This is a genomic window from Pseudomonas sp. MIACH, assembly GCF_001269925.1.
Lineage (GTDB): Bacteria > Pseudomonadota > Gammaproteobacteria > Pseudomonadales > Pseudomonadaceae > Aquipseudomonas.
On sequence record NZ_LHVO01000002.1, the window covers coordinates 218008 to 241115 of the forward strand.

The following is a 23108-nucleotide window of genomic DNA, read 5'->3' on the forward strand; positions in this document are numbered from 1 at the left end:
GCTCAGCGTTGTACTTGAGCGTTCAGTTCAGCCGCTGGAGTCGCTTGCGGTTGTACCGGATTGGCCGGCCAGGCGGTGCGGTCCAGGTCCAGATCGGGGAACTGGCTGGAGTCGAACACCGGGGTCTTGATGCCTGCCGCGCGCTGGTTGTCGTAGTCGTTCAGGATGCGCATGGCAATCTTGAACAGGAACGCCAGGGCGAACAGGTTGACGAACGCCAGCATGGTCATGGTGATGTCGGCGAAGGCGAACACGGTGCTCAGGTTCTCGATCGAACCCCAGAAAATCAGCACCAGCACCAGCGCGCGATAACCCATCAGCACCTTGCGGTTGTTGCCTACCAGGAAGCGCAGGTTGCTCTCGCCGAGGTAGTAGTTGTACATGATCGAGGTGAACACGAACAACGCCAGGGCCACCGAGATAAACATGCGGCCCCAGTCACCCACGACAGCGGCCAGGGAGTTCTGGGTCAGGGCAATGCCGTCGCCTTCGAAGCCTGGGGTGTAGAAGCCGGAGAGCAGGATCAGCAAGGCGGTGCAGGTGCAGATCACGAAGGTGTCGAGGAACACGCTGAACGCCTGGACCACGCCTTGGGCGATCGGGTGTTCTACCGAAGCGACTGCCGCCACGTTAGGCGCACTGCCCAAACCGGCTTCGTTGGCGAACACGCCGCGTTTCACACCCATGATGATCGCGCTGCCTACCAGGCCACCGAAGGCTTGGTCGAGGCCGAAGGCGCTTTTGACGATGGTCGCGAGCATGGCCGGTACGTGGTCGAATTGCAGCACGATCACATACAGGGTCACGGCGATGTAGACCAGGGTCTTGACCGGCACCAGCAGGTCGGCGATCGAAGCGATGCGCTTGATCCCGCCGATGAAAACCAGGCCCAGCAATGCCGCCAGGGCCAGGCCGGTGTAGGTGGTGTCGAGGCCGAAAGCATTGTTCAGCGAGTGGGTCACGGCATGGGCTTGCAGGCCGTTGAAGGCAAAGCCGAAGGTCACCAGCAGCAGGAACGCCATGACCATCCCCAGCCAGCGCTTCTGCAAACCGTGCTGGATGTAATAGGCCGGGCCGCCACGGTAGGTGCCTTCAGCGTCAGTGCGCTTGTACAACTGGCCCAGGGAGCACTCGATAAAGCTCGAAGACATGCCCACCAGCGCGGTGACCCACATCCAGAACACGGCACCCGGGCCGCCCAGGGTCACGGCAATGCCGACACCCGCAATGTTACCGGCACCGACGCGGCCGGCCAGGCTGAGCATCAGCGCCTGGAACGAGCTGAGTTGGTCGGAGCTGCTTTTCAGGCTGTCGCGAAACACCGAAAACATGTGGAAAAAGTGACGCAACTGAACGAAACGCGAGCGGATCGTGAAATAACCGCCGAGCCCGACAATGAGCACGATCAGTACTTTCCCTGAGAGGAAGTCGTTGATGACTTCGAGCATGGAGTGTTCCTCGCTGATTTTTCTAATGGCAAACGCAGGACGGTCCGAGCCTTCGCATAGCACCAGGCAGTGCGCGACGTTTCGACCCCAATCCTTTTGCGGGTGTTGTTATTCATGCGCTTTCGCGTGTATCCGGGCCTCGTTACCGACTGCCGCAGACGCGAAGAGGGGCGGCACTATACCTAGGCGAACGTGATCCGTCTGCTCGGGCTGATTAAAGGTTTCAGCCACGCTGTTACAGGCAAGGAAGGTTTACGGGGCGATATTGGATTTTTTATGGGCGTCATTTCACAACCTTGAGGCAAAAAAAAGGGCCTGAAGAACGAGCCTTCAGGCCCTCAAAAGGTGAGAGGTGTCTAGTCCCTCAACCTGGTGAGCGGTGCAACAAACGCTTAGGCCTTCAACGGGACCAAGCGTGGAGCGATCATGTTTTCGGGGCGCAGGATGTCGTCGAGCATGGCGTCGTCGAGCAAGCCTTCTTCGCGCACCAGTTCCAGCACGCCGCGGCCGCTTTCGAGGGCGATACGCGCGATGCGGGTGGCGTTTTCATAGCCGATGTACGGGTTCAGCGCGGTGACCAGGCCGATGGAGTGCTCCACCAGTTCGCGGCAGCGGGCTTCGTTGGCGGTGATGCCGACGATGCAGTGTTCGCGCAGCATGTCCATGGCGCGTTGCAGCAGGCGGATCGAGTCGAAGATCTTGAAGGCGATCAGCGGCTCCATCACGTTCAACTGCAGCTGGCCGCCTTCGGCCGCCATGGTCAGGGCCAGGTCGTTACCGATGACTTGGAACGCAACCTGGTTCACGGCTTCCGGGATCACCGGGTTGACCTTGCCGGGCATGATCGAGCTGCCTGGCTGGCGCGCCGGCAGGTTGATCTCGTTGATGCCGGTGCGTGGGCCGCTGGACAGCAGGCGCAGGTCGTTGCAGATCTTCGACAGTTTCACGGCGGTACGCTTGAGCATGCCGGAGAACAGCACGAAGGCGCCCATGTCGGAGGTGGCTTCGATCAGGTCGGCAGCCGGGACCACTGGCTGGCCGCTGATAACGGCCAGGCGTTGTACGGCCAGGGCCTGGTAACGCGGGTCGGCGTTGATGCCGGTACCGATGGCGGTACCGCCCAGGTTCACTTCGGTCAGCAACTCTGGCGCCAGGGTTTTCAGGCGGGCCAGGTCTTCACCGAGGGTGGTGGCGAAGGCGCGGAATTCCTGGCCGAGGGTCATCGGCACGGCGTCTTGCAATTGGGTGCGGCCCATTTTCAGCACGTGGCTGAACTCGACGCCCTTGGCGGCAAACGCTTGGATCAGGCTGTCGAGGCTGGCCAGCAGCGCGTCATGGCCCAACAGCAGACCGAGGCGGATCGCGGTCGGATAGGCGTCGTTGGTCGACTGCGCCATGTTCACGTCGTTGTTGGGGTGCAGGTATTGGTACTCGCCCTTGTTGTGGCCCATGGCCTCCAACGCGATGTTGGCGATGACTTCGTTGGCATTCATATTGGTTGAAGTGCCGGCGCCGCCTTGAATCATGTCCACCACGAACTCTTCGTGGAAATCGCCGCGGATCAGGCGGGCACAGGCTTCGCTGATGGCAGCGTGCTTGGCTTCGCTGAGCTGGCCCAACTCGCGGTTGGCGTCAGCGGCGGCTTGCTTGACCATTGCCAGGCCGACCACCAGTTTCGGGTAATGCGAAATCGGGACGCCCGAGAGGCGGAAGTTGTTCACCGCACGCAGAGTCTGGATGCCGTAATACGCTTGAGCAGGTACTTCGAGTACGCCAAGCAGGTCTTTTTCTGTGCGGAATGATGCGGCGGAGGACATGACGGAAATCATCTCGATAAGGACCCGGAACAGGCCGGAACGCTGCGAATGCTAGGCCTGTAGGAAATTTTGGGCCAATGCTGTTAAACACTGGCCTATGCATAAACGGCATAATGTGAGTGTGACCCGGCTATCATGGCGGGCGTGTGTGCCAAAATGGTGCGTACCCGTGGGAGGCAGTGATGAACCTTGAGAGCAAATGGCTGGAAGACTTCAGTGCCCTGGCGGCGACGCGCAGCTTTTCCCAGGCGGCGGAGCGGCGTTTTGTCACCCAGCCAGCGTTCAGCCGACGTATCCGCAGCCTTGAGGCCGCACTGGGCCTGACCCTGGTCAACCGCTCGCGCACGCCGGTTGAGCTGACGGCGGCGGGACAGCTGTTCCTGGTCACCGCACGCACTGTGGTCGAGCAGCTCGGCGAAGTGCTGCGCCATTTGCATCACCTGGAAGGCGGGCAGGGCGAGGTCATGCAGGTGGCCGCTGCCCACTCCCTGGCGCTGGGATTCTTCCCGCGCTGGATCGCGCAACTGCGCAACGAAGGCCTGAACATCGCCACACGGCTGGTTGCCACCAACGTCGGTGACGCCGTGCACGCCCTGCGCGAAGGCGGTTGCGATTTGATGCTGGCCTTCTACGACCCGGATGCGGCCATGCAGATGGACGCCGAGATCTTCCCCTCACTGCACTTGGGCAATACCGAAATGCTCCCGGTGTGCGCGGCCGACGCGGATGGCAAGCCGTTGTTCGATCTGGAAGGCGAGGGCAGTGTGCCGTTGCTGGCCTACAGTGCTGGCGCGTTCCTTGGCCGGTCGGTGCATCTGCTGCTGCGCCAGCGCGCGTTGCGCTTTACCACCGTGTACGAAACCGCCATGGCCGACAGCCTCAAAAGCATGGCCCTCGAAGGCCTGGGCATCGCCTGGGTGCCGCAGTTGAGCGTGCGTGCCGAACTGGCCCGAGGCGAACTGGTGGTGTGCGGCGGGCCGCAATGGCATGTGCCGCTGGAGATTCGGCTGTATCGCTGCGCGCTGGTGCGCAAGGCGAACGTGCGGTTGTTGTGGCGTAAGTTGGAAGGTGGGGCGGCACAAAGTACCTGAATGCGATCCCTGTAGGAGCGAGCGTGCTCGCGAAAAACCTGAGAGCGCCGCATCCATTCAGAACGCCCGCGTCATCGTTGGCGATCTTCGCGAGCAAGCTCGCTCCTACAGGGTCAATAAAACCGCCGGTTTGCGCCGCTGGACAGATGGTCATTCCAGGGGCTGTTTATCTGGATTATTACGGTATACTGCGCGGCCTTCGGCCGGTCCAACCGGCCAAATTTCGTACAACAAGCCACGCCGGATTTCCCGCGTGGCTTGTTGTTTTTTGACGCGCCTGCGGGCGCCCAGAGAGAAGAGGCACGACGATGAGTGCATTGGTTGGCGTGATCATGGGCTCCAAGTCCGATTGGTCCACCCTTAGCCACACCGCCGATATGCTGGAAAAACTCGGCATTCCGTATGAAGTGAAAGTGGTCTCTGCCCACCGCACCCCGGATTTGCTGTTCCAGTATGCCGATGAAGCAGAATCCCGTGGCATCGAGGTGATCATCGCCGGTGCCGGTGGCGCAGCGCACCTGCCGGGCATGTGTGCGGCCAAGACTCACCTGCCAGTGCTTGGCGTACCGGTGCAGTCGGCAATGCTCTCGGGCGTGGATTCGCTGTTGTCCATCGTGCAGATGCCGGCCGGTATCCCGGTGGCCACCCTGGCGATCGGCAAGGCCGGCGCGATCAACGCAGCCCTGCTGTCCGCCAGCATCCTGGGCGCCAAGCACCCGCAGTTCCACGCGGTGCTGAAGAAATTCCGTGCTGAACAGACAGACAGCGTGCTGGACAATCCAGACCCACGTATCGCCTGAGGTTGTTGACGATGAAAATCGGTGTAATCGGTGGCGGCCAACTGGGCCGCATGCTGGCCCTGGCGGGTACCCCGCTGGGGATGAACTTCGCTTTCCTGGACCCGGCGCCGGACGCCTGTGCGGCTGCGTTGGGTGAACACCTGCGCGCTGACTACAGCGACCCGGACCACCTGCGCCAACTGGCCGACGAAGTCGATCTGGTGACGTTCGAGTTTGAAAGCGTGCCGGCCGAAACCGTGGCCTTCCTGTCGCAGTTCGTACCGGTGTACCCGAGCGCCGAAGCCTTGCGCATCGCCCGTGACCGCTGGTTCGAGAAGAGCATGTTCAAGGACCTGGGCATCCCGACCCCGGCCTTCGCCGATATCCAGTCCCAGGCGGACCTGGACGCCGCCGTCGCCAGCATCGGCCTGCCAGCCGTGCTGAAAACCCGCACCCTGGGTTACGACGGCAAGGGCCAGAAAGTCCTGCGCACCGCCGCCGACGTGGTCGGCACCTTTGCCGAACTGGGCAGCGTGGCCTGCCTGCTGGAAGGCTTCGTGCCCTTCACCGGCGAAGTCTCGTTGATCGCCGTGCGTGCCCGTGATGGCGAGACCCGCTTCTACCCGCTGGTGCACAACACCCACGACAGCGGCATCCTCAAGCTGTCCGTGGCCAGCACCGATCACCCGTTGCAGGCCCTGGCCGAAGACTATTCCAGCCGTGTGCTCAAGCAGCTGGATTACGTTGGTGTGATGGCGTTCGAGTTCTTTGAAGTCGACGGTGGCCTCAAGGCCAACGAAATCGCCCCGCGTGTGCATAACTCCGGGCACTGGACCACCGAAGGCGCCGAGTGCAGCCAGTTCGAAAACCACCTGCGGGCGGTGGCGGGCTTGCCGTTGGGCTCCACGGCCAAGGTCGGTGAGAGCGCGATGCTCAACTTTATCGGCGTGGTACCGCCGGTTGAGCGCGTGATCGCGATCGAAGACTGCCACCTGCATCACTACGGCAAGGCCTTCAAGGCCGGGCGCAAGGTCGGCCACGCCAACCTGCGCTGCAAGGACCGCGCAACGCTGCAAGCGCAGATCCTCAAGGTCGAAGCGCTGATCGCCGAGCAATAAGCCAGGGATCGGCGGGAACCATTCGGTTATCGCCGTCCTCTGATTGCAGGATGCCAAAGCCTGTCTAGGCTTTGGCATAGCTCACTTCATTCAGAGGGAAATGCCATGGGTATCATCGGAACCATCTTTATCGGCTTGATCGTCGGCCTGCTGGCGCGTTTCCTCAAGCCCGGCGACGACAGCATGGGCTGGATCATGACCATTCTGCTGGGTATCGCCGGCTCCCTGGCCGCGACCTACGGTGGTCAGGCACTGGGCATCTACCAGGCGGGTCAAGGTGCAGGCTTTATCGGCGCACTGGTCGGCGCCATTGTGTTGCTGGTGATCTACGGCCTGATCAAAAAGAAGTAATCAGCCGACAAAGTCCTCTGCGCTGCGCAGGCGCAGAGGGCTAGAATGCTCGGCACTTGTTACTTGCCGAGCCTCTCCATGCGCCGTTTCCTGTTGACTCTTCTCTTGCTGGGCTCTGGCCTGGCGCACGCCGGCGAACTGCCGGAAACCGACTGGCTCGACCTGATGCCGCTGTCGGACCAGAAGGCCCTCGAGGCCATGCCCGAGATCGACCACAACTCCCCCGAAGCCCAAGGCACGTTCACCGACAAAGGTGGCCTGAAGCAGAGCAAAGGCTTGCCGGCCGTGATGTATTCGACCAAGACCGTGGCCGCCATGAACGGCAAGAACATCCGCATCGGCGGTTACCCGGTGCCGTTGGAAACCGACGCCAAGGGCCGCAGTACGTTGTTCTTCCTGGTGCCGTACCCAGGCGCCTGCATCCACGTGCCGCCACCGCCGCCGAACCAGTTGGTGCTGGTGCGTTATCCCAAGGGCTTGAAGCTGGATGACATCTACACGCCGCTGTGGGTTACCGGTACGTTGAAGGTGGAGACAGTGAATAACGACCTGGCGGATGCGGCGTATGCGCTGGATGCTGGGAAAGTGCGGGTCGTAAAGGAGTCCGATCTCTAAGCTTGCGCAAAACCCAATGTGGGGGGCGGTGCGCCCCTCCCACATTTTCGATTGGGTTTACAGGGCGATAGCGGTGATGCTCACGCCCAGCGTGTGGCTTTCACCTGGGGCCAGGTTCACCACATCATCCAGCACATTCGCGGTTTCGATGCACAGCATGCCCTGCCAGCCATCGTCGGCCATGTCGTCGAAGGCCTTGGCGCGTTCGGTCCAGGGGTTCCAGATCACGGTGGATTTCGAGCCTTGGCTGGTGAGCTGGATACGGCGCTGCCAGTCCTTATCGACGATGTTCAGCGATGAGGGGGTATCGAGGTAGATGCGGTCGGTCTCGGCGCTGAAGTGCAGCAGGCCGGATTGTGTCTTCTCGCTCCAGCCATCGGCGGTATCGATGTAGGCCGAACCGTCCAGGCCGTCGACCTGCACGTTGCGTACGTCGCTCACGGCGAAGTAGGTGTGCAGCGCCTGGCTGAGCGTGACAGTGTCGTCGCCACGGTTGTGGCTGGTCAGGCGGATGTGCAGTTGATCGTCCAGCAGCAGGCTCAGTTTCAGCTCCACCTGATGGGGCCAGCCGGGGAAGCCGCCTGCAGGAACCGGTAGTTCCAGGTCCACCCGCAGCGCTTGACCTTCAAGCGTGGTCCCGGCCAATACCCAGGTCGCGGTACGCGCGAAACCGTGGGCGCCTGCAGGCTGATCACTGTGGCGCATCGCCTTTACGCTGTGCGGGTTGCGATCAAATACGCCAAACCATGGCCAGCACACCGGTACGCCGGTACGGATGCCTTTGCCTTTCTTGAATAGCGCCTCGGGGTTCGGCCAAATCAGCGGCTGCTCGCCCTCGCGGCCGTAACTGAAGATGTGTGCGCCCTGTTGGGCAATCATCAGCTCGGCGCCGTTGTGGCGGATGCGCCAGCAGTCCAGTTCGTCGATCTTTACGGGCTCAACGTGGGGCGTAGGCATAACAGGCACTCTCAATGGCAGGCAATGGGGCAATGGACCGTCAAAACGCCACGAGGTTTAACGCGCGCGTGAAGGCACCGAACGTGTGCGGCCGCTGCCATCGATCGCGACGAATACAAACACCGCCTCGGTCACCTTGCGCCATTCGCTGGACAGCGGGTCGTCGCTCCACACTTCGACCATCATCTGGATCGAGCTGCGGCCGATTTCCAGGGCCTGGGTATAGAAGGACAATTGCGCGCCCACTGCCACCGGCACCAGGAACGCCATGCGATCAATGGCCACGGTAGCCACGCGACCACCCGCAACCTTGCTGGCCATCGCCGTACCGGCGAGGTCCATCTGCGCGACCAGCCAGCCGCCGAAGATATCGCCAAAACCGTTGGTTTCACGCGGAAGCGCGGTGATTTGCAGGGCGAGATCGCCTTGCGGGATAGGATCTTCTTGTTCGAGTTCGATCATGCCGGGGGTGCCTCTGACCCGTGACGCTTTTTATAGATGTTGCAAAGTGGATAGCCGACTGGTGGAAAAACGTTTCAGCACAAACATACTCCGTTCGATACGTTTCTCGTAAGGCGTACTAAAGGGAAACTCTGCCAAACCGGCTGGATGGCACCCAACGACGTTTTGGCACAGCAGCCCCTCAAGGATGCGGGTCTTGAGCCTGCAAGGGCCGAGTATATCGAGACCCTGGCGCCACGACGACCTCCCGGCGCTCATTTGGTCGGTAAATAGCCGCTGTATCGCGGCTTTTGCGCGCAACTGTTCTCCTGGCGCTGTGCTTTTACAAGCGATTTGCTATCTTGCCAGACCCGCCGCCAGTCCCGGGCGTGCCGTCCTTATCAAGCTGCCTACTATAAGAGAAGCCTTGCCATGTCCTCCGTGCCCGCAAGCAGTGCGCAACCCTCGCGCCCGCTGACCCGCAACGACTACAAAACCCTGTCGCTGTCTGCCTTGGGCGGGGCGTTGGAGTTTTATGATTTCATCATTTTCGTGTTTTTCGCCACCGTGGTCGGAAAACTGTTCTTCCCCGTCGACATGCCCGAGTGGCTGCGCATGATGCAGACCTTCGGCATCTTCGCCGCCGGTTACCTGGCACGCCCGCTGGGCGGCATCATCATGGCGCACTTCGGTGACCTGCTGGGCCGCAAGAAAATGTTCACCCTGAGCATCTTCATGATGGCCGTACCGACCCTGATCATGGGCCTGCTGCCGACCTACGCGCAGATCGGGCTGTGGGCGCCGCTGCTGTTGCTGCTGATGCGCGTGATCCAGGGTGCGGCGATTGGCGGCGAAGTACCGGGCGCTTGGGTGTTCGTCTCCGAACACGTACCGCCGCGCCATATCGGCTACGCCTGCGGCACCCTGACCAGCGGCCTCACCGCCGGTATCCTGCTGGGTTCACTGGTTGCCACTGCAATCAACACTATCTATAGCCCGGAGCAGGTCTCGGATTACGCCTGGCGGATTCCGTTCCTGCTTGGCGGCGTGTTTGGCCTGCTGTCGGTGTACCTGCGCCGCTGGCTGCATGAAACACCGATCTTCGCCGAGATGCAGCAACGCAAGACCCTGGCCGCCGAGCTGCCATTGCGTGCCGTACTGCGCGATCACCGTGGTGCCATCGTGTTGTCGATGCTGCTGACCTGGCTGCTGTCGGCCGGCGTCGTGGTAGTGATCCTGATGACCCCGACCGTGCTGCAGACCATCTACCACTTCAGCCCGACCGTTGCGCTGCAAGCCAATAGCCTGGCCATCGTGACCCTGAGCCTGGGCTGCATTGCCTCCGGCGCCCTGGCCGACCGCTTCGGTGCCGGTCGTGTACTGGTTGCCGGTTGCGCACTGTTGCTGGCAACGTCGTGGACGCTGTACCACAGCTTGCTGGATCACCCGGACTGGCTGTTCCCGCTGTACGCTTTGACCGGCTTGTTCGTCGGCACCATTGGCGTGGTGCCTTACGTGATGGTGAAAGCCTTCCCGCCCGTGGTGCGTTTCAGTGGCTTGTCGTTTTCCTACAACGTGGCCTACGCCGTGTTCGGCGGGCTGACGCCGCTGGCGGTGTCGCTGCTGATGAAGGAAAGCCCGATGGGCCCGGCTTACTACGTGGCTGTCCTGTGTGTAATGGGGATGGTGGTGGGTGGGTATCTGTGGAAAAAAGGCCGCTAAGCTACTGATCGTTCCCACGCTCCCGCGTGGGAACGCCGCCTGGGACGCTCCCGCGTCCCGCTGCTGTCGCAAGACGCAAGCCCTACGCAGGGTGACGCAGAGCGTCACGGGATGCATTCCCACGCACAGCGTGAGAACGAGCATTACCTCCCTTCTTCAATGCTGGCCTTTCATCCAATTGTCATATTTCAGACATAGAGTGTTCACACGGCCTCTCGATACTTGGCCCCGATCCAACTATCCCTATCTGCTAGGAGCAAGGCATGAAACTGAAACGTTTGATGGCGGCAATGACTTTTGTCGCTGCTGGCGTTGCGACCGCCAACGCGGTGGCCGCAGGTGTTGATCCGGCAATCCCGGCTTACGTTAAGACCACTGGTGTGTCGGGCAACTTGTCCAGCGTCGGTTCCGATACCCTGGCTAACCTGATGACCCTGTGGGCCGAGGGGTACAAAAAGGAATACCCGAACGTCAACATCCAGATTCAAGCTGCCGGCTCCGCCACCGCGCCACCTGCGCTGACTGAAGGCACCTCCAACCTGGGCCCGATGAGCCGCAAGATGAAGGACACCGAACTGGCTGCCTTCGAGCAGAAGTACGGCTACAAGCCAACCGCTATCCCGGTTGCCGTGGATGCCCTGGCTGTGTTCGTGCACAAGGACAACCCGATCCAGCACCTGACCATGGAACAAGTCGACGCGATCTTCTCCTCGACTCGCCTGTGCGGTGGCAAAGCCGACGTGAAAACCTGGGGCGACCTGGGTGTGACGGGCGACCTGGCCAACAAGCCAGTGCAACTGTTCGGTCGTAACTCGGTATCCGGCACCTACGGCTACTTCAAGGAAGAAGCCCTGTGCAAAGGCGACTACAAGCCTAACGTGAACGAACAACCTGGCTCGGCTTCGGTCGTGCAGTCGATCAGCTCCTCGCTGAACGGCATCGGTTACTCGGGCATCGGCTACAAGACCGCCAGCGTGAAGACCGTGGCCCTGGCCAAGAAAGGCAGCACTGAGTTCATCGAAGACAGCGAAGAAAACGCCCTGAACGGCAAATACCCGCTGTCGCGTTTCCTCTACGTTTACGTCAACAAAGCCCCGAACAAGCCTCTGGCCCCGCTGGAAGCCGAGTTCGTGAAACTGGTTCTGTCCAAACAGGGCCAGGAAGTTGTAGTGAAAGACGGCTACATCCCGCTGCCAGCCAAAGTGGCCGCCAAGGCCCTGGCTGACCTGGGTCTGAAAGAAGGCAACTGATTGCCTCTGCGGGGCCGGCATGCCGGCTCCGCCTCCGAATTTTCTAGTCCGCTGCCAGCCATGCTTCGCGGCGGATTTGTTGCGTCACTGCACTGTCATCTTTCTGTCATACAGGATCGCTAGGGTGTGCGCATGAATGATCTGGCCAATTCCACCATGACGACAACTTCTCCCCCCAAGCGCATTGATTTCAATACGCCTGAGCTGCAACGCAAGCGCCGCATTCGCGCGCTCAAGGACCGTCTGACCCGTTGGTACGTGCTGGTCGGCGGTCTCGCCGTCCTCGGCGCTATCACCCTGATCTTCTTCTTCCTTGCCTACGTGGTCGCGCCTTTGTTCCAAGGCGCTTCGCTGACCAAGGAGGATGCGCTCACACCGGCCTGGATCCAGGACGCCGGCAAGCCGCTGATGATCTCTCTGGAAGAGCAGAACCAGGTCGCGATGCGGGTTTCCGACAAGGGCCAGGCGCTGTTCTTTGATGTCACGACCGGTGCTGAACTCAAGCGTGTCGACCTGCCGCTGCCGGCGGGCGTAAGCGTCGCGTCCATCGGTGAAGACCAGCCGGGCAGCCCGTTGGTGATCCTGGGTTTTTCCAATGGCCAGTCCCTGGTGTTCCGCCACACCTATAAGGTGTCGTACCCGGACGGCAAGAAAACCATCACGCCTGCGATTGAATACCCCTACGGCGAAACGCCGATCGTGCTCGACGATGGCGGTCGCCCGTTGGAACACGTCGCCCTCAACGCCACTGACAGCTCGCTGGTGATTGCCGGCTCGGCCGGTTCGCACTTGAACGTGCTGACCCTGAGCCGCGAAGAAAACATGATGACCGGTGAAGTCACCAGCGAGCAGAAGCGTGTCGAGCTGCCGCAAATGACCGAGCCGGTGAAAGCGATCTTCATCGACCCTCGCCAGCAGTGGCTGTACGTGATCAACGGCCGCGCCCTGGCGGATGTGTTCAGCCTGCGCGACAAGAGCCTCAACGGTCGCTACAAATTGCTCGAAGACGGCAACGCCGAAATCACCGCCAGCACCCAGCTGGTGGGCGGTATCTCGCTGATCGTCGGTAACTCCAAAGGTGGCCTGGCCCAGTGGTTCATGGCCCGTGATCCGGATGGCGAGCAGCATTTCAAGCAGATCCGTACCTTCCAGATGGGCACTGCGCCGATCATTGAGATCTCCGCCGAAGAGCGTCGCAAAGGCTTCACTGCCCTCGACGCTTCCGGCAAATTCGGCGTGTTCCACAGCACCGCCCACCGCACCCTGCTGGTGGATCCGGTGGTCGACGGCCAGGGCGTGTTCGGCCTGTCGCCACGCGCCAACCGTGTGATCGTCGAAGCTGGTGGCAAGCTGCAACCGCTGCTGCTGGACAACCCGCACCCGGAAGTGTCCTGGAGCGCGTTGTGGAGCAAGGTCTGGTACGAAAACTACGACGAGCCTAAATACGTTTGGCAATCGACCGCCGCCAACACCGACTTCGAACCCAAGATGAGCCTGGCGCCATTGACCTTCGGTACGCTGAAGGCGGCGTTCTACGCCATGCTGCTGGCGGCGCCACTGGCGGTTGCCGCGGCGATCTACACCGCTTACTTCATGGCCCCGAGCCTGCGCCGCAAGGTCAAGCCGGTGATCGAATTGATGGAAGCGATGCCGACGGTGATCCTCGGCTTCTTCGCCGGCCTGTTCCTTGCGCCGTATGTCGAAGGGCATCTGCCGGGGATTTTCAGCCTGCTGATGCTGTTGCCGATCGGCATCCTGGTGGCCGGTTTTGTCTTCAGTCGCCTGCCCGAGTCGATTCGCCTGCGGGTTCCCGATGGTTGGGAAAGCGCGATCCTGATCCCGGTGATCCTGTTCGTGGGCTGGCTCTCGCTGTACATGAGCCCGTACCTGGAAACCTGGTTCTTCGGCGGCGACATGCGCATGTGGATCTCCCACGACCTGGGCATCACCTACGACCAGCGCAACGCCCTGGTCGTCGGCCTGGCCATGGGCTTCGCGGTGATCCCGAACATCTACTCCATCGCCGAAGACGCCGTGTTCAGCGTACCGCGCGGTCTGACCCTGGGCTCCCTGGCCCTGGGCGCCACGCCGTGGCAGACCATGACCCGCGTGGTGATCCTGACCGCCAGCCCAGGCATCTTCTCGGCACTGATGATCGGCATGGGTCGCGCCGTGGGCGAGACCATGATCGTGCTGATGGCCACCGGCAACACGCCGGTGATGGAGATGAACCTGTTCGAAGGCCTGCGCACCCTGGCGGCCAACGTCGCGGTGGAAATGCCCGAGTCGGAAGTCGGCGGCAGTCACTACCGCGTGCTGTTCCTCTCGGCGCTGGTGCTGCTGCTGTTCACCTTCATCATGAACACCCTCGCCGAGCTGATTCGTCAGCGTCTGCGCAAGAAATACTCGTCGCTTTAAGAAAGGTAGAAGTCTGTGAAACAGAACTCCCTGAATGGATGGTTCAAGAGCGGCGCTCCCGGCGTCTGGATCAGCGGTGGCGCGGTGTCCATCGCGGTCATCATGACCATTGGTTTGCTGGCGGTGATTGCCGTGCGTGGTTTGGGCCATTTCTGGCCGGCTGACCTGATCCAGGCCAATTACAACGTGCCGGGCCAGGAAAACCATATCGTTATCGGCGAAGTGGTGCAGAAAGAAGAAGTGCCGCGCGAGCGCCTGAAAAGCGCTGGCCTGCCGGTGCCCGATGCGGGCCCGGAATTCATGACCCGCGAGCTGATCAAGGTCGGCAACCGTGACCTGAACGGCAACGACTTCACCTGGATCGTCGGCGAGTGGTTGAAGGACCAGAGCACGCCGAAGAACCTGATGACCATCGAGCGTCGTGAGTGGGGCAACTTCTACGGCACCCTGGTCAACGTCAAGCAGGATGGCAAGGTCATCGCTGAAGGCGAGGCCGCGTGGCCGGAGCTGCAAGCCCGCGTGGACCGCGTGAACAAGCTGGCGGCCCAACTCAAGACCCTGGAGAAATCCGACATCGGCGCGATCAACGCCGGCCTCGAACGCATCCGCCTGCACGGTCGCAAGCTGGAACTGGAAGGCAAGCTCGACGCCGCCGCCCAGGCCGACATGGATGCCGACCGCGCCGAGCTGAACGCCCGCTACCAGGACATCGAAGCGCGCCTGGCCGACCTGCACGCCCAGTTCAACCGCGATGCCCTGACCGCTCGCGATGGCAACGGCAAGGAAATTGAAATCGGCATCGGCAAAGTGGTGCATGCCTACCAGCCGAACGCCATGGGTACCGTGACCAAGATCGGTTTCTACTTCAGCAAAGTGTGGGAATTCCTCAGCGATGACCCACGGGAAGCCAACACCGAAGGCGGGATCTTCCCGGCCATCTTTGGCACCGTAATGATGACCCTGATCATGGCGATGATCGTGACCCCGTTCGGCGTGCTGGCGGCGGTGTACCTGCGTGAATACGCCAAGCAGAACACTCTGACGCGGATTATCCGCATCGCCGTGAACAACCTGGCGGGTGTACCGGCCATCGTTTACGGCGTGTTCGGCCTGGGTTTCTTCGTGTATGTATTGGGTGGCTCGGTCGACCGTCTGTTCTTCGCCGAAGCGCTGCCGGCACCGACCTTCGGTACACCGGGCCTGCTCTGGGCCTCGCTGACCCTGGCGCTGCTGGCAGTACCGGTGGTGATCGTGGCCACCGAAGAAGGCCTGGCGCGGATTCCGCGTACGGTGCGTGAAGGCTCCCTGGCGCTGGGCGCGACCAAGGCGGAAACGCTGTGGAAGATCGTGCTGCCGATGGCCAGCCCGGCGATGATGACCGGCATGATCCTCGCCGTGGCCCGCGCCGCCGGTGAAGTGGCGCCGCTGATGCTGGTAGGCGTGGTGAAACTGGCCCCGTCGCTGCCGCTGGACGGCAATTACCCGTACCTGCACCTGGACCAGAAGATCATGCACCTGGGCTTCCATATCTATGACGTCGGCTTCCAGAGCCCTAACGTCGAAGCCGCACGGCCGCTGGTGTACGCCACCGCCTTGCTGCTGGTGCTGGTGATCGCCACGCTCAACCTGTCGGCAGTGTGGATTCGTAACCACCTGCGCGAGAAGTACAAAGCGTTGGACAGCTAACACGATCCAATGTGGGAGGAGGCAAGCCCCCTCCCACCTACACAGAACTTGAGTAGATCGCTCCGGCGGTTCAACGAAACGAATTGGTAGCACAGGGAGCATCCCATGCAACACGACACCCATTCCCACGGCATCAACATGTCTGCTCTGGGTCGCGACAAACAGAGCCTGAGCCTGGCCCAGGAAACCGTGGCCATCGAAGTGCCGGGCCTGAGCCTGTACTACGGTGAAAAGCAGGCGCTGTTCGACGTCAGCATGAACATTCCCAAGCAGCGCGTGACCGCCTTCATCGGCCCGTCCGGCTGCGGCAAGTCCACGTTGCTGCGTACCTTCAACCGCATGAACGACCTGGTCGACGGTTGCCGCGTGGACGGTGCCATCAACCTCTACGGCACCAACATCTACCGCAAGGGCGAAGACGTGGCCGAGTTGCGTCGCCGCGTGGGCATGGTGTTCCAGAAGCCTAACCCGTTCCCCAAGACCATCTACGAAAACGTGGTCTACGGCCTGCGCATCCAGGGCATCAACAAGAAGCGCATCCTCGACGAAGCCGTTGAGTGGGCCCTTAAAGGCGCGGCGCTGTGGGACGAGGTCAAGGACCGCCTGCATGAGTCGGCACTCGGCCTGTCCGGCGGCCAGCAGCAACGTCTGGTGATCGCGCGCACCATCGCCGTGGAGCCGGAAGTGCTGCTGCTCGACGAACCGTGCTCGGCACTCGACCCGATCTCGACGTTGAAAGTCGAAGAATTGATCTACGAGCTCAAATCCAAGTTCACCATCGTCATCGTGACCCACAACATGCAACAGGCGGCGCGGGTTTCCGACTACACCGCGTTCATGTACATGGGCAAGCTGGTGGAGTTTGGCGATACCGACACCCTGTTCACCAATCCGGCGAAGAAGCAGACCGAAGACTACATCACCGGTCGCTACGGCTAGGAAGCTGTGGTTCTGATTGCACTGACGCTGCGGTTCTCCGCACCTTACCGGACGCTCCAAGGACGCCAACATGATTAGCAAAGAAGGCCTTACCCATCACATCTCCGCGCAGTTCAACGCCGAGCTCGAGGAAGTGCGCAGCCACCTCCTGGCGATGGGCGGGCTGGTGGAGAAGCAAGTCAACGACGCCGTGACCGCGCTGATCGAGGCTGACTCGGGCCTGGCCCAGCAGGTGCGTGAGATCGACGACCAGATCAACCAGATGGAACGCAACATCGACGAAGAATGCCTGCGCATTCTCGCCCGTCGCCAGCCGGCGGCATCCGACCTGCGCTTGATCATCAGCATCTCCAAGTCGGTGATCGACCTGGAACGCATCGGCGACGAAGCCACCAAGATCGCGCGTCGCGCCATCCAGCTGTGCGAAGAGGGTGAAGCCCCGCGTGGTTATGTCGAAGTGCGCCACATTGGCGACCAGGTGCGCAACATGGTGCGGGATGCCCTGGATGCCTTTGCGCGCTTTGACGCCGATCTGGCGTTGTCGGTGGCGCAGTACGACAAGGTCATCGACCGTGAATACAAGACGGCCCTGCGTGAGCTGGCCACCTACATGATGGAAGACCCGCGCTCTATCTCGCGGGTCTTGAGCATCATCTGGGTGCTGCGCTCCCTGGAGCGGATCGGTGACCATGCGCGCAATATCTCGGAACTGGTGATCTACCTGGTGCGCGGTACCGACGTACGGCACATGGGCCTCAAGCGCATGAAGGCCGAAGTTGAAGGATCGGCTGATCAAATCCCTAATGTTCCGGGCGAACCTGACGATAAGTAAGTTGCCCGAGAAATTAACGCCCGGCCTTTGGTCGGGCGTTTTCGTTTGTGGCGCTTGAATTTTTTACGAATCGGGTAAAAGAAAATCCGAACGTGACTACAGAGTTTTGGCAAAATGCCATCAGTCAGGCGTTTTGCGTGCCGAAGTTTTTATAGGATGAAGGGTCGATGAGTAAAGTCAGTGTATTGGTGGTGGATGACGCCTCGTTTATCCGCGACCTGGTGAAGAAGTGCCTGCGCAACTACTTCCCCGGGATCAAGCTTGAAGATGCGGTGAACGGCAAGAAGGCCCAGACCATCCTGATGCGCGAGACCTTCGACCTGGTGCTGTGCGACTGGGAAATGCCCGAGATGTCCGGCCTGGAGCTGTTGACCTGGTGCCGTGAGCAACCGCACCTCAAGGCCATGCCGTTTGTGATGGTGACCAGCCGTGGCGACAAAGAGAACGTGGTCCAGGCGATCCAGGCCGGTGTTTCCGGCTACGTCAGCAAACCGTTCACCAACGAGCAACTGTTGAACAAGGTCAAGCAGGCCCTGCACAAGGTCGGTCGCCTCGACGCCCTGGTCGCCAGCGCGCCGACCAAAATGAACTCGGCCTTCGGCAATGACTCCCTGAGCGCCCTGACCGGCGGCAAGCCCGAAGCCGTACGTTCAGCTCCCGTTGCGGCTGCCGCGCCTGCGCCAAGCAAAGGCCTGCTTAACAGCCCGCCGATTCAAGCGCCAGGCGCCGCGCCGTCCGGCGGCCGTGGCCAGGGCCAGTTGCGCCTGTCCAGCGGCACCCAGCAATGTGTGATCAAAGCGCTGAGCATCAAGGAAGCGCTGCTGGTGGTGCGTCGCGGTGAAGTCCTGCCTCAGGTACTGGAAAGCGCCGTGCTCGACCTGGAACAGGGCGACAACGCCGAAGTGGCTCGCCTCAACGGCTACCTGCACGCCGTGGTTGCTTTCGAGCCCAAGCCTGACAGCGACTGGCTGCAGCTGACGTTCCGCTTTATCGACCAGGATGCGCAGAAGCTCGACTACATCTCCCGCCTGATCGCGCGCGGTACGGCGCAGAAGCATTTTGTGCCGGGGGCCTGACCTTCAGTCCGAAGGGGCGTGCCCCGGGATTGTCATGATCCCTTGCTAGCTTGCTGTTCATTCACTCCGGCAGGTTCGCGCCATGCTCCTTCGCCTTTTGCTGTCCTGCCTGTTGGCCTTGGTCGCCAATTCGACCCAGGCCATGACCCTGTACAAATCCACCGATGCCAACGGCATGGTGTTTTTCAGTGATCGGCAAACCCCCGGGGCCCAGGCGTTCGTGATCCAGGAGCGCAGGGTCGAACGTGTGCAGCGGCCGGTACTCGACAGGCCCAAACGAGTTTATCCACAACAAGCCTACCGCTATCCCTTGCCCTGGCGTGGCGGTCCGTTCCGCCTGACCCAAGGCCCCAACGGCAGCTTCAGCCACACCGACGCCAAAAGCCGCTACGCCATGGACATCGCCATGCCCGAAGGCACGCCGATCATTGCGGCGCGCAGCGGTGTGGTGGTGAAAATCGAGAATAGCCAGATCGGACGCGGTAACGATGCGTCCGGCAATTTCGTGCGCGTGCAGCACGATGACGGCAGCCAGGGCGTGTACCTGCACCTCAAGCAAGGTTCGGTCAGTGTCAGGCCGGGGCAGCGCGTGGCAGTGGGCAGCGCACTGGGGTTATCGGGCAATACCGGCAACAGCAGCGGGCCGCACCTGCACTTTGTGGTGCAGCAGAGTACCGAGGCCGGGCTGGTGTCGATTCCTTACGAATTCAACCAGCCGGTCGGCGCATTGTCCAATTTTGCATTGGGCAATTGAGGGTCAATCCAGCAGCAGGACTTTGGCCAGCACGATCTTCGGACCTTTCATCTTCTTGATGATGATCCGCAAGCCTTCAACCTCCAGCACTTCTTCCTCTTCCGGCACCCGTTTGAGCGTGTCGTAGATCAGCCCTGCGAGGGTTTCGGCCTCAATGTGGTCCAGGTCGACGCCCAACAGGCGTTCCACCTTGAACAGCGGCGTATCGCCCCGTACCAGCAGTTTGCCGGGCTGGTAGGCGAGGATGCCGCGCTCGGCCTTGCGGTGTTCGTCCTGGATATCGCCTACCAGCACTTCCAGCACGTCTTCCATGGTCAGGTAGCCGATGATCTTGCCGTCGGCTTCTTCCACCAAGGCAAAATGCGCGCCGCCTTTGCGGAACTGCTCCAGCAACTGCGACAACGGCATGTGCCGCGACACACGTTCCAGCGGGCGGGTCAACTCGGCCAGGTTGAACGATTCGGGGATGTGGTCCAGGGCCGCCAGTTCCAGCAGCAGGTCCTTGATGTGCAAAAGACCCACGAACTCGTTGCGCACCGCGTCATACACCGGATAGCGGCTGAATTTATGGCGGCGGAACAGCGCGAGGATTTCCTTGAGCGGGGCGTTGAAGTCCAGGGTCACGAGGTCTTCACGGGAGTTGGCCCAGTCCACCACTTCCAGCTCGCCCATTTCCACGGCCGAGGCAAGTACACGCATGCCTTGGTCGCTCGGGTCCTGGCCACGGCTGGAGTGCAGGATCAGCTTGAGCTCTTCGCGGCTGTAATGGTGCTCGTGGTGCGGGCCGGGCTCGCCTTGGCCGGCGATGCGCAGGATCGCGTTGGCGCTGGCGTTGAGCAGGTAGATCGCCGGGTACATCGCCCAGTAGAACAGGTACAGCGGCACCGCCGTCCACAGCGACAGCAACTCGGGCTTGCGAATGGCCCAGGATTTGGGCGCCAGTTCACCGACCACGATGTGCAGGTAGGAAATCACGAAGAACGCGGCAAAGAACGACACGCCCTTGATCACTTCCGGCGATTCGACGCCCACGGCGCCCAGCAGCGGCTCCAGGATGTGCGCGAATGCCGGCTCACCGACCCAACCGAGGCCCAGGGAGGCGAGGGTGATACCCAGCTGGCAGGCCGACAGGTAAGCATCGAGCTGGCTGTGCACGGTGCGCAGGATCTGTCCGCGCCAGCCGTTGGTATGGGCGATGGCCTCGACCCGCGTCGAGCGCAGTTTGACCATGGCAAATTCCGCCGCAACGAAAAAACCGTTGAGCAGTACCAGGATCAGAGCAAAAAGAATCATGCCGAAATCGGCGAAGAGGGTGGCGAAGGTGATACCAGGGGAAGGGTCCATGATGGGGTTTTGCAGGTTCCGTGTGTTCAATAAGGGGTGACAGAAGGGCCTGAAAGGCAGGCGCAAGTCGGCCAATGTAGCGGCTGACGGGGCGCTTGCCTAGTGGTTGCCGCCGGGTGGGGCCTGGAATGCCTTATTCGAAACAGCACAATTCCAATTGTGGGAGGGGGCTTGCTCCCGATAGCAGTGTGTCAGTCAGCATATCTGATACTGATGCACCGCCATCGGGAGCAAACCCCCTCCCACATTGGTTTCGTGCTGTGTTCGAGTTATTCATCATTTCCGACGAGCCGCGAACGGGTCATCTGCGCTGGCGGAAAATGGCAGGTGAACGTACTGCCATGCCCCAGCACGCTGCTGATTTCCAGGCGTGCGCGGTGGCGCAACAGCACATGCTTGACGATGGCCAGGCCCAGCCCGGTGCCGCCGGTGTTGGAGTTGCGGCTGGAGTCGACGCGGTAGAAACGCTCGGTCAGGCGTGGCAGATGCTTGGCGTCGATGCCGATGCCGGAGTCTTGCACGCTCAGGTGTGCGCCTTGCTCGTCGGCCCACCAGCGGATGCGGATATTGCCTTTGTCCTGGGTGTATTTCACCGCGTTGAATACCAGGTTGGAGAACGCACTGCGCAATTCGCCTTCGCTGCCTTTGAGCAGCACCTGTGGGTCGGCGTCCAGGCTGATCTGCTGTCCGCGCTCGCCTGACAGGGCCTGGGCGTCATTCTTGATGGTCTGCAACAGGCTTTGTACGGCCACAGGGTGGTTGTCCGACGGATAATCCGTGGCCTCCAGCTTGGCCAGCAACAGCAAGTCGTTGAGCAGGGTCTGCATGCGTGAGCCCTGTTGCTGCATCTGCTGCAGGGCACGGCTCCAGCGCGGGTTGATCTCGTCGACGTTGTCCAGCAGCGTCTCCAGGTAGCCGCAGATCACCGTCAATGGCGTGCGCAGTTCGTGGGAAACGTTGGCGACGAAGTCTTTGCGCATCTGTTCCAGCTGGTGGATACGGGTGACATCGCGCACCAGCATCAGGTGTTCGTTGTTGCCGTAGCGCGTCAGGTACAGCTGGATACGCACACGGTCGTTGGTAGGCGAGGGGATTTCCAGGGCTTCTTCGTAGTTTTCCTGCTCGAAGTACTCTTTGAAGCGCGGGTGGCGCACCAGGTTGGTCACTGGCTGGCCGCTGTCCTGGGGCGTCTTGAGGCCCAGCAAGGTCTCGGCGGCGCGGTTCCACCATTCCAGGTTGCCATCGCTGTCGAGCATGATCACCGCGTCTTTGAGCGCGGCGGTGGACTCCTGTACCCGGTCGATCACCGCTTGCAGGCGCCCGCGTACCCGTTGGTCGCGGCGTTGCAGGTGGTAGATGCTGTCGAACACCTCACCCCACAGGCCGTAGCCGTCGGGTGGCGCTTCGTCGGGTTTGTGCTGGCGCAGCCATTCATGCAGGCGCAGCAGTTGCTTGAGGGTCCAGCCCAGATACAGGCCGATACCGATGGCCAGGCTCCAGCCGTAATAACCGCTGACCAGACCCACCAACAGGCAGCCGGTGATCAGCAAGAGCATGTGGCGGATCAGGGTGCCATGCCAGTTTTGGTTCACTTAAACATGCGTCCTTGTCTGCTGTTAAGGAAGGAAAGTGACTGGCTCAGCCCTTGGTGGAGAACCGGTAGCCGGTGCCGCGCACGGTTTGTACCAGATTCTCGTAGGCATCACCCAAGGCTTTGCGCAGGCGACGGATATGCACGTCGACGGTGCGTTCCTCGACATACACGTTGCCGCCCCACACCTGGTCCAGCAACTGGCCACGGGTATAGGCACGCTCCTGATGGGTCATGAAGAATTGCAGCAGGCGGTATTCGGTCGGGCCCATCTCGGCCGGCTTGCCGTCGATGGTCACGCGGTGGCTGATCGGGTCCAGCAACAGGCCACCGACTTCGATCGGCGCTTCGCCGTCGGTCGGGCCGGCGCGACGCAATACGGCTTTCAGGCGCGCAACGAGTTCGCGTGGAGAAAACGGCTTGGTGATGTAGTCATCGGCGCCGACTTCCAGGCCCTGGATCTTGTTGTCCTCTTCACCCTTGGCGGTGAGCATGATGATCGGGATATCCCCGGTCAGCTCATCGCGCTTGAGGCGGCGGGCCAGTTCGATGCCGGAGGTGCCGGGCAGCATCCAGTCCAGCAGGATCAGGTCCGGCTTGCGGTCGACGATAATGGCATGGGCCTGCTGGGAGTTCTCCGCCTCCAGGCAGTCATAGCCGGCCATTTCCAACGCAACGGCGATCATCTCGCGGATGGGCGCTTCGTCGTCAACAATCAGAATGCTCCTGCCAACCATGCTCAAAAATCCTCTTGTCATTTAACTGTCTTGCGCCGCATTAGATAACGGAATTATTGCAGTCGTGTGACAGTAATTTAGTCGCTTGGGCAATCCGCGCCTCTCTGGACTACGCTTTGGGTCCGAATCCTGACAACCACAA

20 protein-coding genes are annotated in these 23108 nt (G+C 61.3%); 13 read left to right on the forward strand and 7 right to left on the reverse strand.

Translation table 11 applies throughout. The annotated features are described in order from the left end of the window. Window positions 1-2: 2 nt before the first annotated feature. Together AD670_RS01005 and aspA are read right to left on the reverse strand one after the other, a co-directional pair. Window positions 3-1448, reverse strand: a complete 1446-nt coding sequence (locus tag AD670_RS01005; protein ID WP_053127567.1) for a sodium:alanine symporter family protein — start codon at window positions 1446-1448, stop codon at window positions 3-5. 392 nt (window positions 1449-1840) lie between these two features. Then, a complete protein-coding gene (gene aspA / locus AD670_RS01010; RefSeq protein ID WP_025854459.1) occupies window positions 1841-3265 on the reverse strand; it encodes an aspartate ammonia-lyase in 1425 nt (474 codons plus the stop codon). A 182-nt stretch (window positions 3266-3447) separates the two neighbouring features. On the opposite strand from aspA, the gene AD670_RS01015 reads away from it, so the two are divergent. The 5 genes from AD670_RS01015 to AD670_RS01035 all read left to right on the forward strand — a co-directional run bounded on the left by AD670_RS01015 (window position 3448) and on the right by AD670_RS01035 (window position 7219). Then, a complete protein-coding gene (locus AD670_RS01015) occupies window positions 3448-4356 on the forward strand; it encodes a LysR substrate-binding domain-containing protein (protein ID WP_053127569.1) in 909 nt (302 codons plus the stop codon). Between the two features lie 308 nt (window positions 4357-4664). Beyond that, on the forward strand, window positions 4665-5156 hold the full coding sequence (gene purE / locus AD670_RS01020; RefSeq protein ID WP_003176980.1) for a 5-(carboxyamino)imidazole ribonucleotide mutase: 492 nt from the start codon (window positions 4665-4667) through the stop codon (window positions 5154-5156). Between the two features lie 11 nt (window positions 5157-5167). Next, the gene (locus AD670_RS01025; RefSeq protein ID WP_027608240.1) at window positions 5168-6253 is read left to right on the forward strand and encodes a 5-(carboxyamino)imidazole ribonucleotide synthase; all 1086 of its coding nucleotides are present in this window, start codon (window positions 5168-5170) and stop codon (window positions 6251-6253) included. 105 nt (window positions 6254-6358) lie between these two features. Further along, window positions 6359-6604 (forward strand): GlsB/YeaQ/YmgE family stress response membrane protein, encoded by a 246-nt coding sequence (locus AD670_RS01030; protein WP_005792540.1) that lies wholly within the window; start codon window positions 6359-6361, stop codon window positions 6602-6604. A gap of 78 nt (window positions 6605-6682) precedes the next feature. Beyond that, window positions 6683-7219, forward strand: coding sequence for a DUF3299 domain-containing protein (locus AD670_RS01035; RefSeq protein ID WP_053128148.1), 537 nt, complete (start codon window positions 6683-6685; stop codon window positions 7217-7219). Window positions 7220-7276: 57 nt separating this feature from the next. Here AD670_RS01035 and AD670_RS01040 read toward each other — a convergent pair whose 3' ends face one another. Beyond that, complete coding sequence (locus AD670_RS01040; protein ID WP_053127571.1) at window positions 7277-8176, reverse strand: D-hexose-6-phosphate mutarotase; 900 nt, start codon at window positions 8174-8176, stop codon at window positions 7277-7279. 57 nt (window positions 8177-8233) lie between these two features. After that, window positions 8234-8638, reverse strand: coding sequence for an acyl-CoA thioesterase (locus tag AD670_RS01045; RefSeq protein ID WP_003176975.1), 405 nt, complete (start codon window positions 8636-8638; stop codon window positions 8234-8236). Window positions 8639-9049: 411 nt separating this feature from the next. Between AD670_RS01045 and AD670_RS01050 the strand changes: the two genes are divergently transcribed. From AD670_RS01050 to AD670_RS01085, 8 genes are all read left to right on the forward strand, one after another. After that, window positions 9050-10339: an MFS transporter gene (locus AD670_RS01050; RefSeq protein ID WP_053127573.1), complete on the forward strand. Its 1290-nt coding sequence runs from the start codon at window positions 9050-9052 to the stop codon at window positions 10337-10339. 263 nt (window positions 10340-10602) lie between these two features. Next, window positions 10603-11589, forward strand: coding sequence for a phosphate ABC transporter substrate-binding protein PstS (locus AD670_RS01055; protein ID WP_049710887.1), 987 nt, complete (start codon window positions 10603-10605; stop codon window positions 11587-11589). A gap of 384 nt (window positions 11590-11973) precedes the next feature. Continuing rightward, window positions 11974-14007 carry an ABC transporter permease subunit gene (locus tag AD670_RS01060; RefSeq protein ID WP_172681434.1) on the forward strand — a complete coding sequence of 678 codons (2034 nt, stop codon included), beginning with the start codon at window positions 11974-11976 and terminating at the stop codon, window positions 14005-14007. 15 nt (window positions 14008-14022) lie between these two features. Then, window positions 14023-15693, forward strand: coding sequence for a phosphate ABC transporter permease PstA (gene pstA / locus AD670_RS01065; protein WP_053127577.1), 1671 nt, complete (start codon window positions 14023-14025; stop codon window positions 15691-15693). A gap of 105 nt (window positions 15694-15798) precedes the next feature. After that, complete coding sequence (pstB, locus tag AD670_RS01070; protein ID WP_015886578.1) at window positions 15799-16632, forward strand: phosphate ABC transporter ATP-binding protein PstB; 834 nt, start codon at window positions 15799-15801, stop codon at window positions 16630-16632. A gap of 70 nt (window positions 16633-16702) precedes the next feature. After that, the gene (gene phoU / locus AD670_RS01075) at window positions 16703-17464 is read left to right on the forward strand and encodes a phosphate signaling complex protein PhoU (RefSeq protein WP_053127580.1); all 762 of its coding nucleotides are present in this window, start codon (window positions 16703-16705) and stop codon (window positions 17462-17464) included. A gap of 167 nt (window positions 17465-17631) precedes the next feature. Then, window positions 17632-18540, forward strand: coding sequence for a response regulator (locus AD670_RS01080; protein WP_053127582.1), 909 nt, complete (start codon window positions 17632-17634; stop codon window positions 18538-18540). A gap of 82 nt (window positions 18541-18622) precedes the next feature. Next, window positions 18623-19294, forward strand: coding sequence for a M23 family metallopeptidase (locus AD670_RS01085; protein WP_053127584.1), 672 nt, complete (start codon window positions 18623-18625; stop codon window positions 19292-19294). A gap of 3 nt (window positions 19295-19297) precedes the next feature. Here the strand turns inward: AD670_RS01085 and AD670_RS01090 are convergent, their stop codons facing one another. The 3 genes from AD670_RS01090 to phoB all read right to left on the reverse strand — a co-directional run bounded on the left by AD670_RS01090 (window position 19298) and on the right by phoB (window position 22966). Next, window positions 19298-20638 (reverse strand): hemolysin family protein, encoded by a 1341-nt coding sequence (locus tag AD670_RS01090; RefSeq protein ID WP_053127585.1) that lies wholly within the window; start codon window positions 20636-20638, stop codon window positions 19298-19300. A gap of 269 nt (window positions 20639-20907) precedes the next feature. Continuing rightward, complete coding sequence (gene phoR / locus AD670_RS01095; RefSeq protein ID WP_256243848.1) at window positions 20908-22194, reverse strand: phosphate regulon sensor histidine kinase PhoR; 1287 nt, start codon at window positions 22192-22194, stop codon at window positions 20908-20910. Between the two features lie 82 nt (window positions 22195-22276). After that, window positions 22277-22966, reverse strand: a complete 690-nt coding sequence (gene phoB, locus AD670_RS01100) for a phosphate regulon transcriptional regulator PhoB (protein ID WP_003176964.1) — start codon at window positions 22964-22966, stop codon at window positions 22277-22279. Window positions 22967-23108: the final 142 nt, after the last annotated feature.

Coding starts and splice junctions, on each gene's coding strand:
- AD670_RS01050 (WP_053127573.1), top strand. CDS start 9,050: ATGTCCTCCGTGCCCGCAAGCAGTGCGCAACCCTCGCGCCCGCTGACC.
- AD670_RS01015 (WP_053127569.1), top strand. CDS start 3,448: ATGAACCTTGAGAGCAAATGGCTGGAAGACTTCAGTGCCCTGGCGGCG.
- AD670_RS01045 (WP_003176975.1), bottom strand. CDS start 8,638: ATGATCGAACTCGAACAAGAAGATCCTATCCCGCAAGGCGATCTCGCC.
- aspA (WP_025854459.1), bottom strand. CDS start 3,265: ATGTCCTCCGCCGCATCATTCCGCACAGAAAAAGACCTGCTTGGCGTA.
- AD670_RS01030 (WP_005792540.1), top strand. CDS start 6,359: ATGGGTATCATCGGAACCATCTTTATCGGCTTGATCGTCGGCCTGCTG.
- AD670_RS01090 (WP_053127585.1), bottom strand. CDS start 20,638: ATGGACCCTTCCCCTGGTATCACCTTCGCCACCCTCTTCGCCGATTTC.
- AD670_RS01085 (WP_053127584.1), top strand. CDS start 18,623: ATGCTCCTTCGCCTTTTGCTGTCCTGCCTGTTGGCCTTGGTCGCCAAT.
- phoB (WP_003176964.1), bottom strand. CDS start 22,966: ATGGTTGGCAGGAGCATTCTGATTGTTGACGACGAAGCGCCCATCCGC.
- phoR (WP_256243848.1), bottom strand. CDS start 22,194: ATGCTCTTGCTGATCACCGGCTGCCTGTTGGTGGGTCTGGTCAGCGGT.
- AD670_RS01005 (WP_053127567.1), bottom strand. CDS start 1,448: ATGCTCGAAGTCATCAACGACTTCCTCTCAGGGAAAGTACTGATCGTG.
- purE (WP_003176980.1), top strand. CDS start 4,665: ATGAGTGCATTGGTTGGCGTGATCATGGGCTCCAAGTCCGATTGGTCC.
- AD670_RS01080 (WP_053127582.1), top strand. CDS start 17,632: ATGAGTAAAGTCAGTGTATTGGTGGTGGATGACGCCTCGTTTATCCGC.
- AD670_RS01040 (WP_053127571.1), bottom strand. CDS start 8,176: ATGCCTACGCCCCACGTTGAGCCCGTAAAGATCGACGAACTGGACTGC.
- AD670_RS01035 (WP_053128148.1), top strand. CDS start 6,683: ATGCGCCGTTTCCTGTTGACTCTTCTCTTGCTGGGCTCTGGCCTGGCG.
- AD670_RS01055 (WP_049710887.1), top strand. CDS start 10,603: ATGAAACTGAAACGTTTGATGGCGGCAATGACTTTTGTCGCTGCTGGC.
- pstB (WP_015886578.1), top strand. CDS start 15,799: ATGCAACACGACACCCATTCCCACGGCATCAACATGTCTGCTCTGGGT.
- phoU (WP_053127580.1), top strand. CDS start 16,703: ATGATTAGCAAAGAAGGCCTTACCCATCACATCTCCGCGCAGTTCAAC.
- AD670_RS01025 (WP_027608240.1), top strand. CDS start 5,168: ATGAAAATCGGTGTAATCGGTGGCGGCCAACTGGGCCGCATGCTGGCC.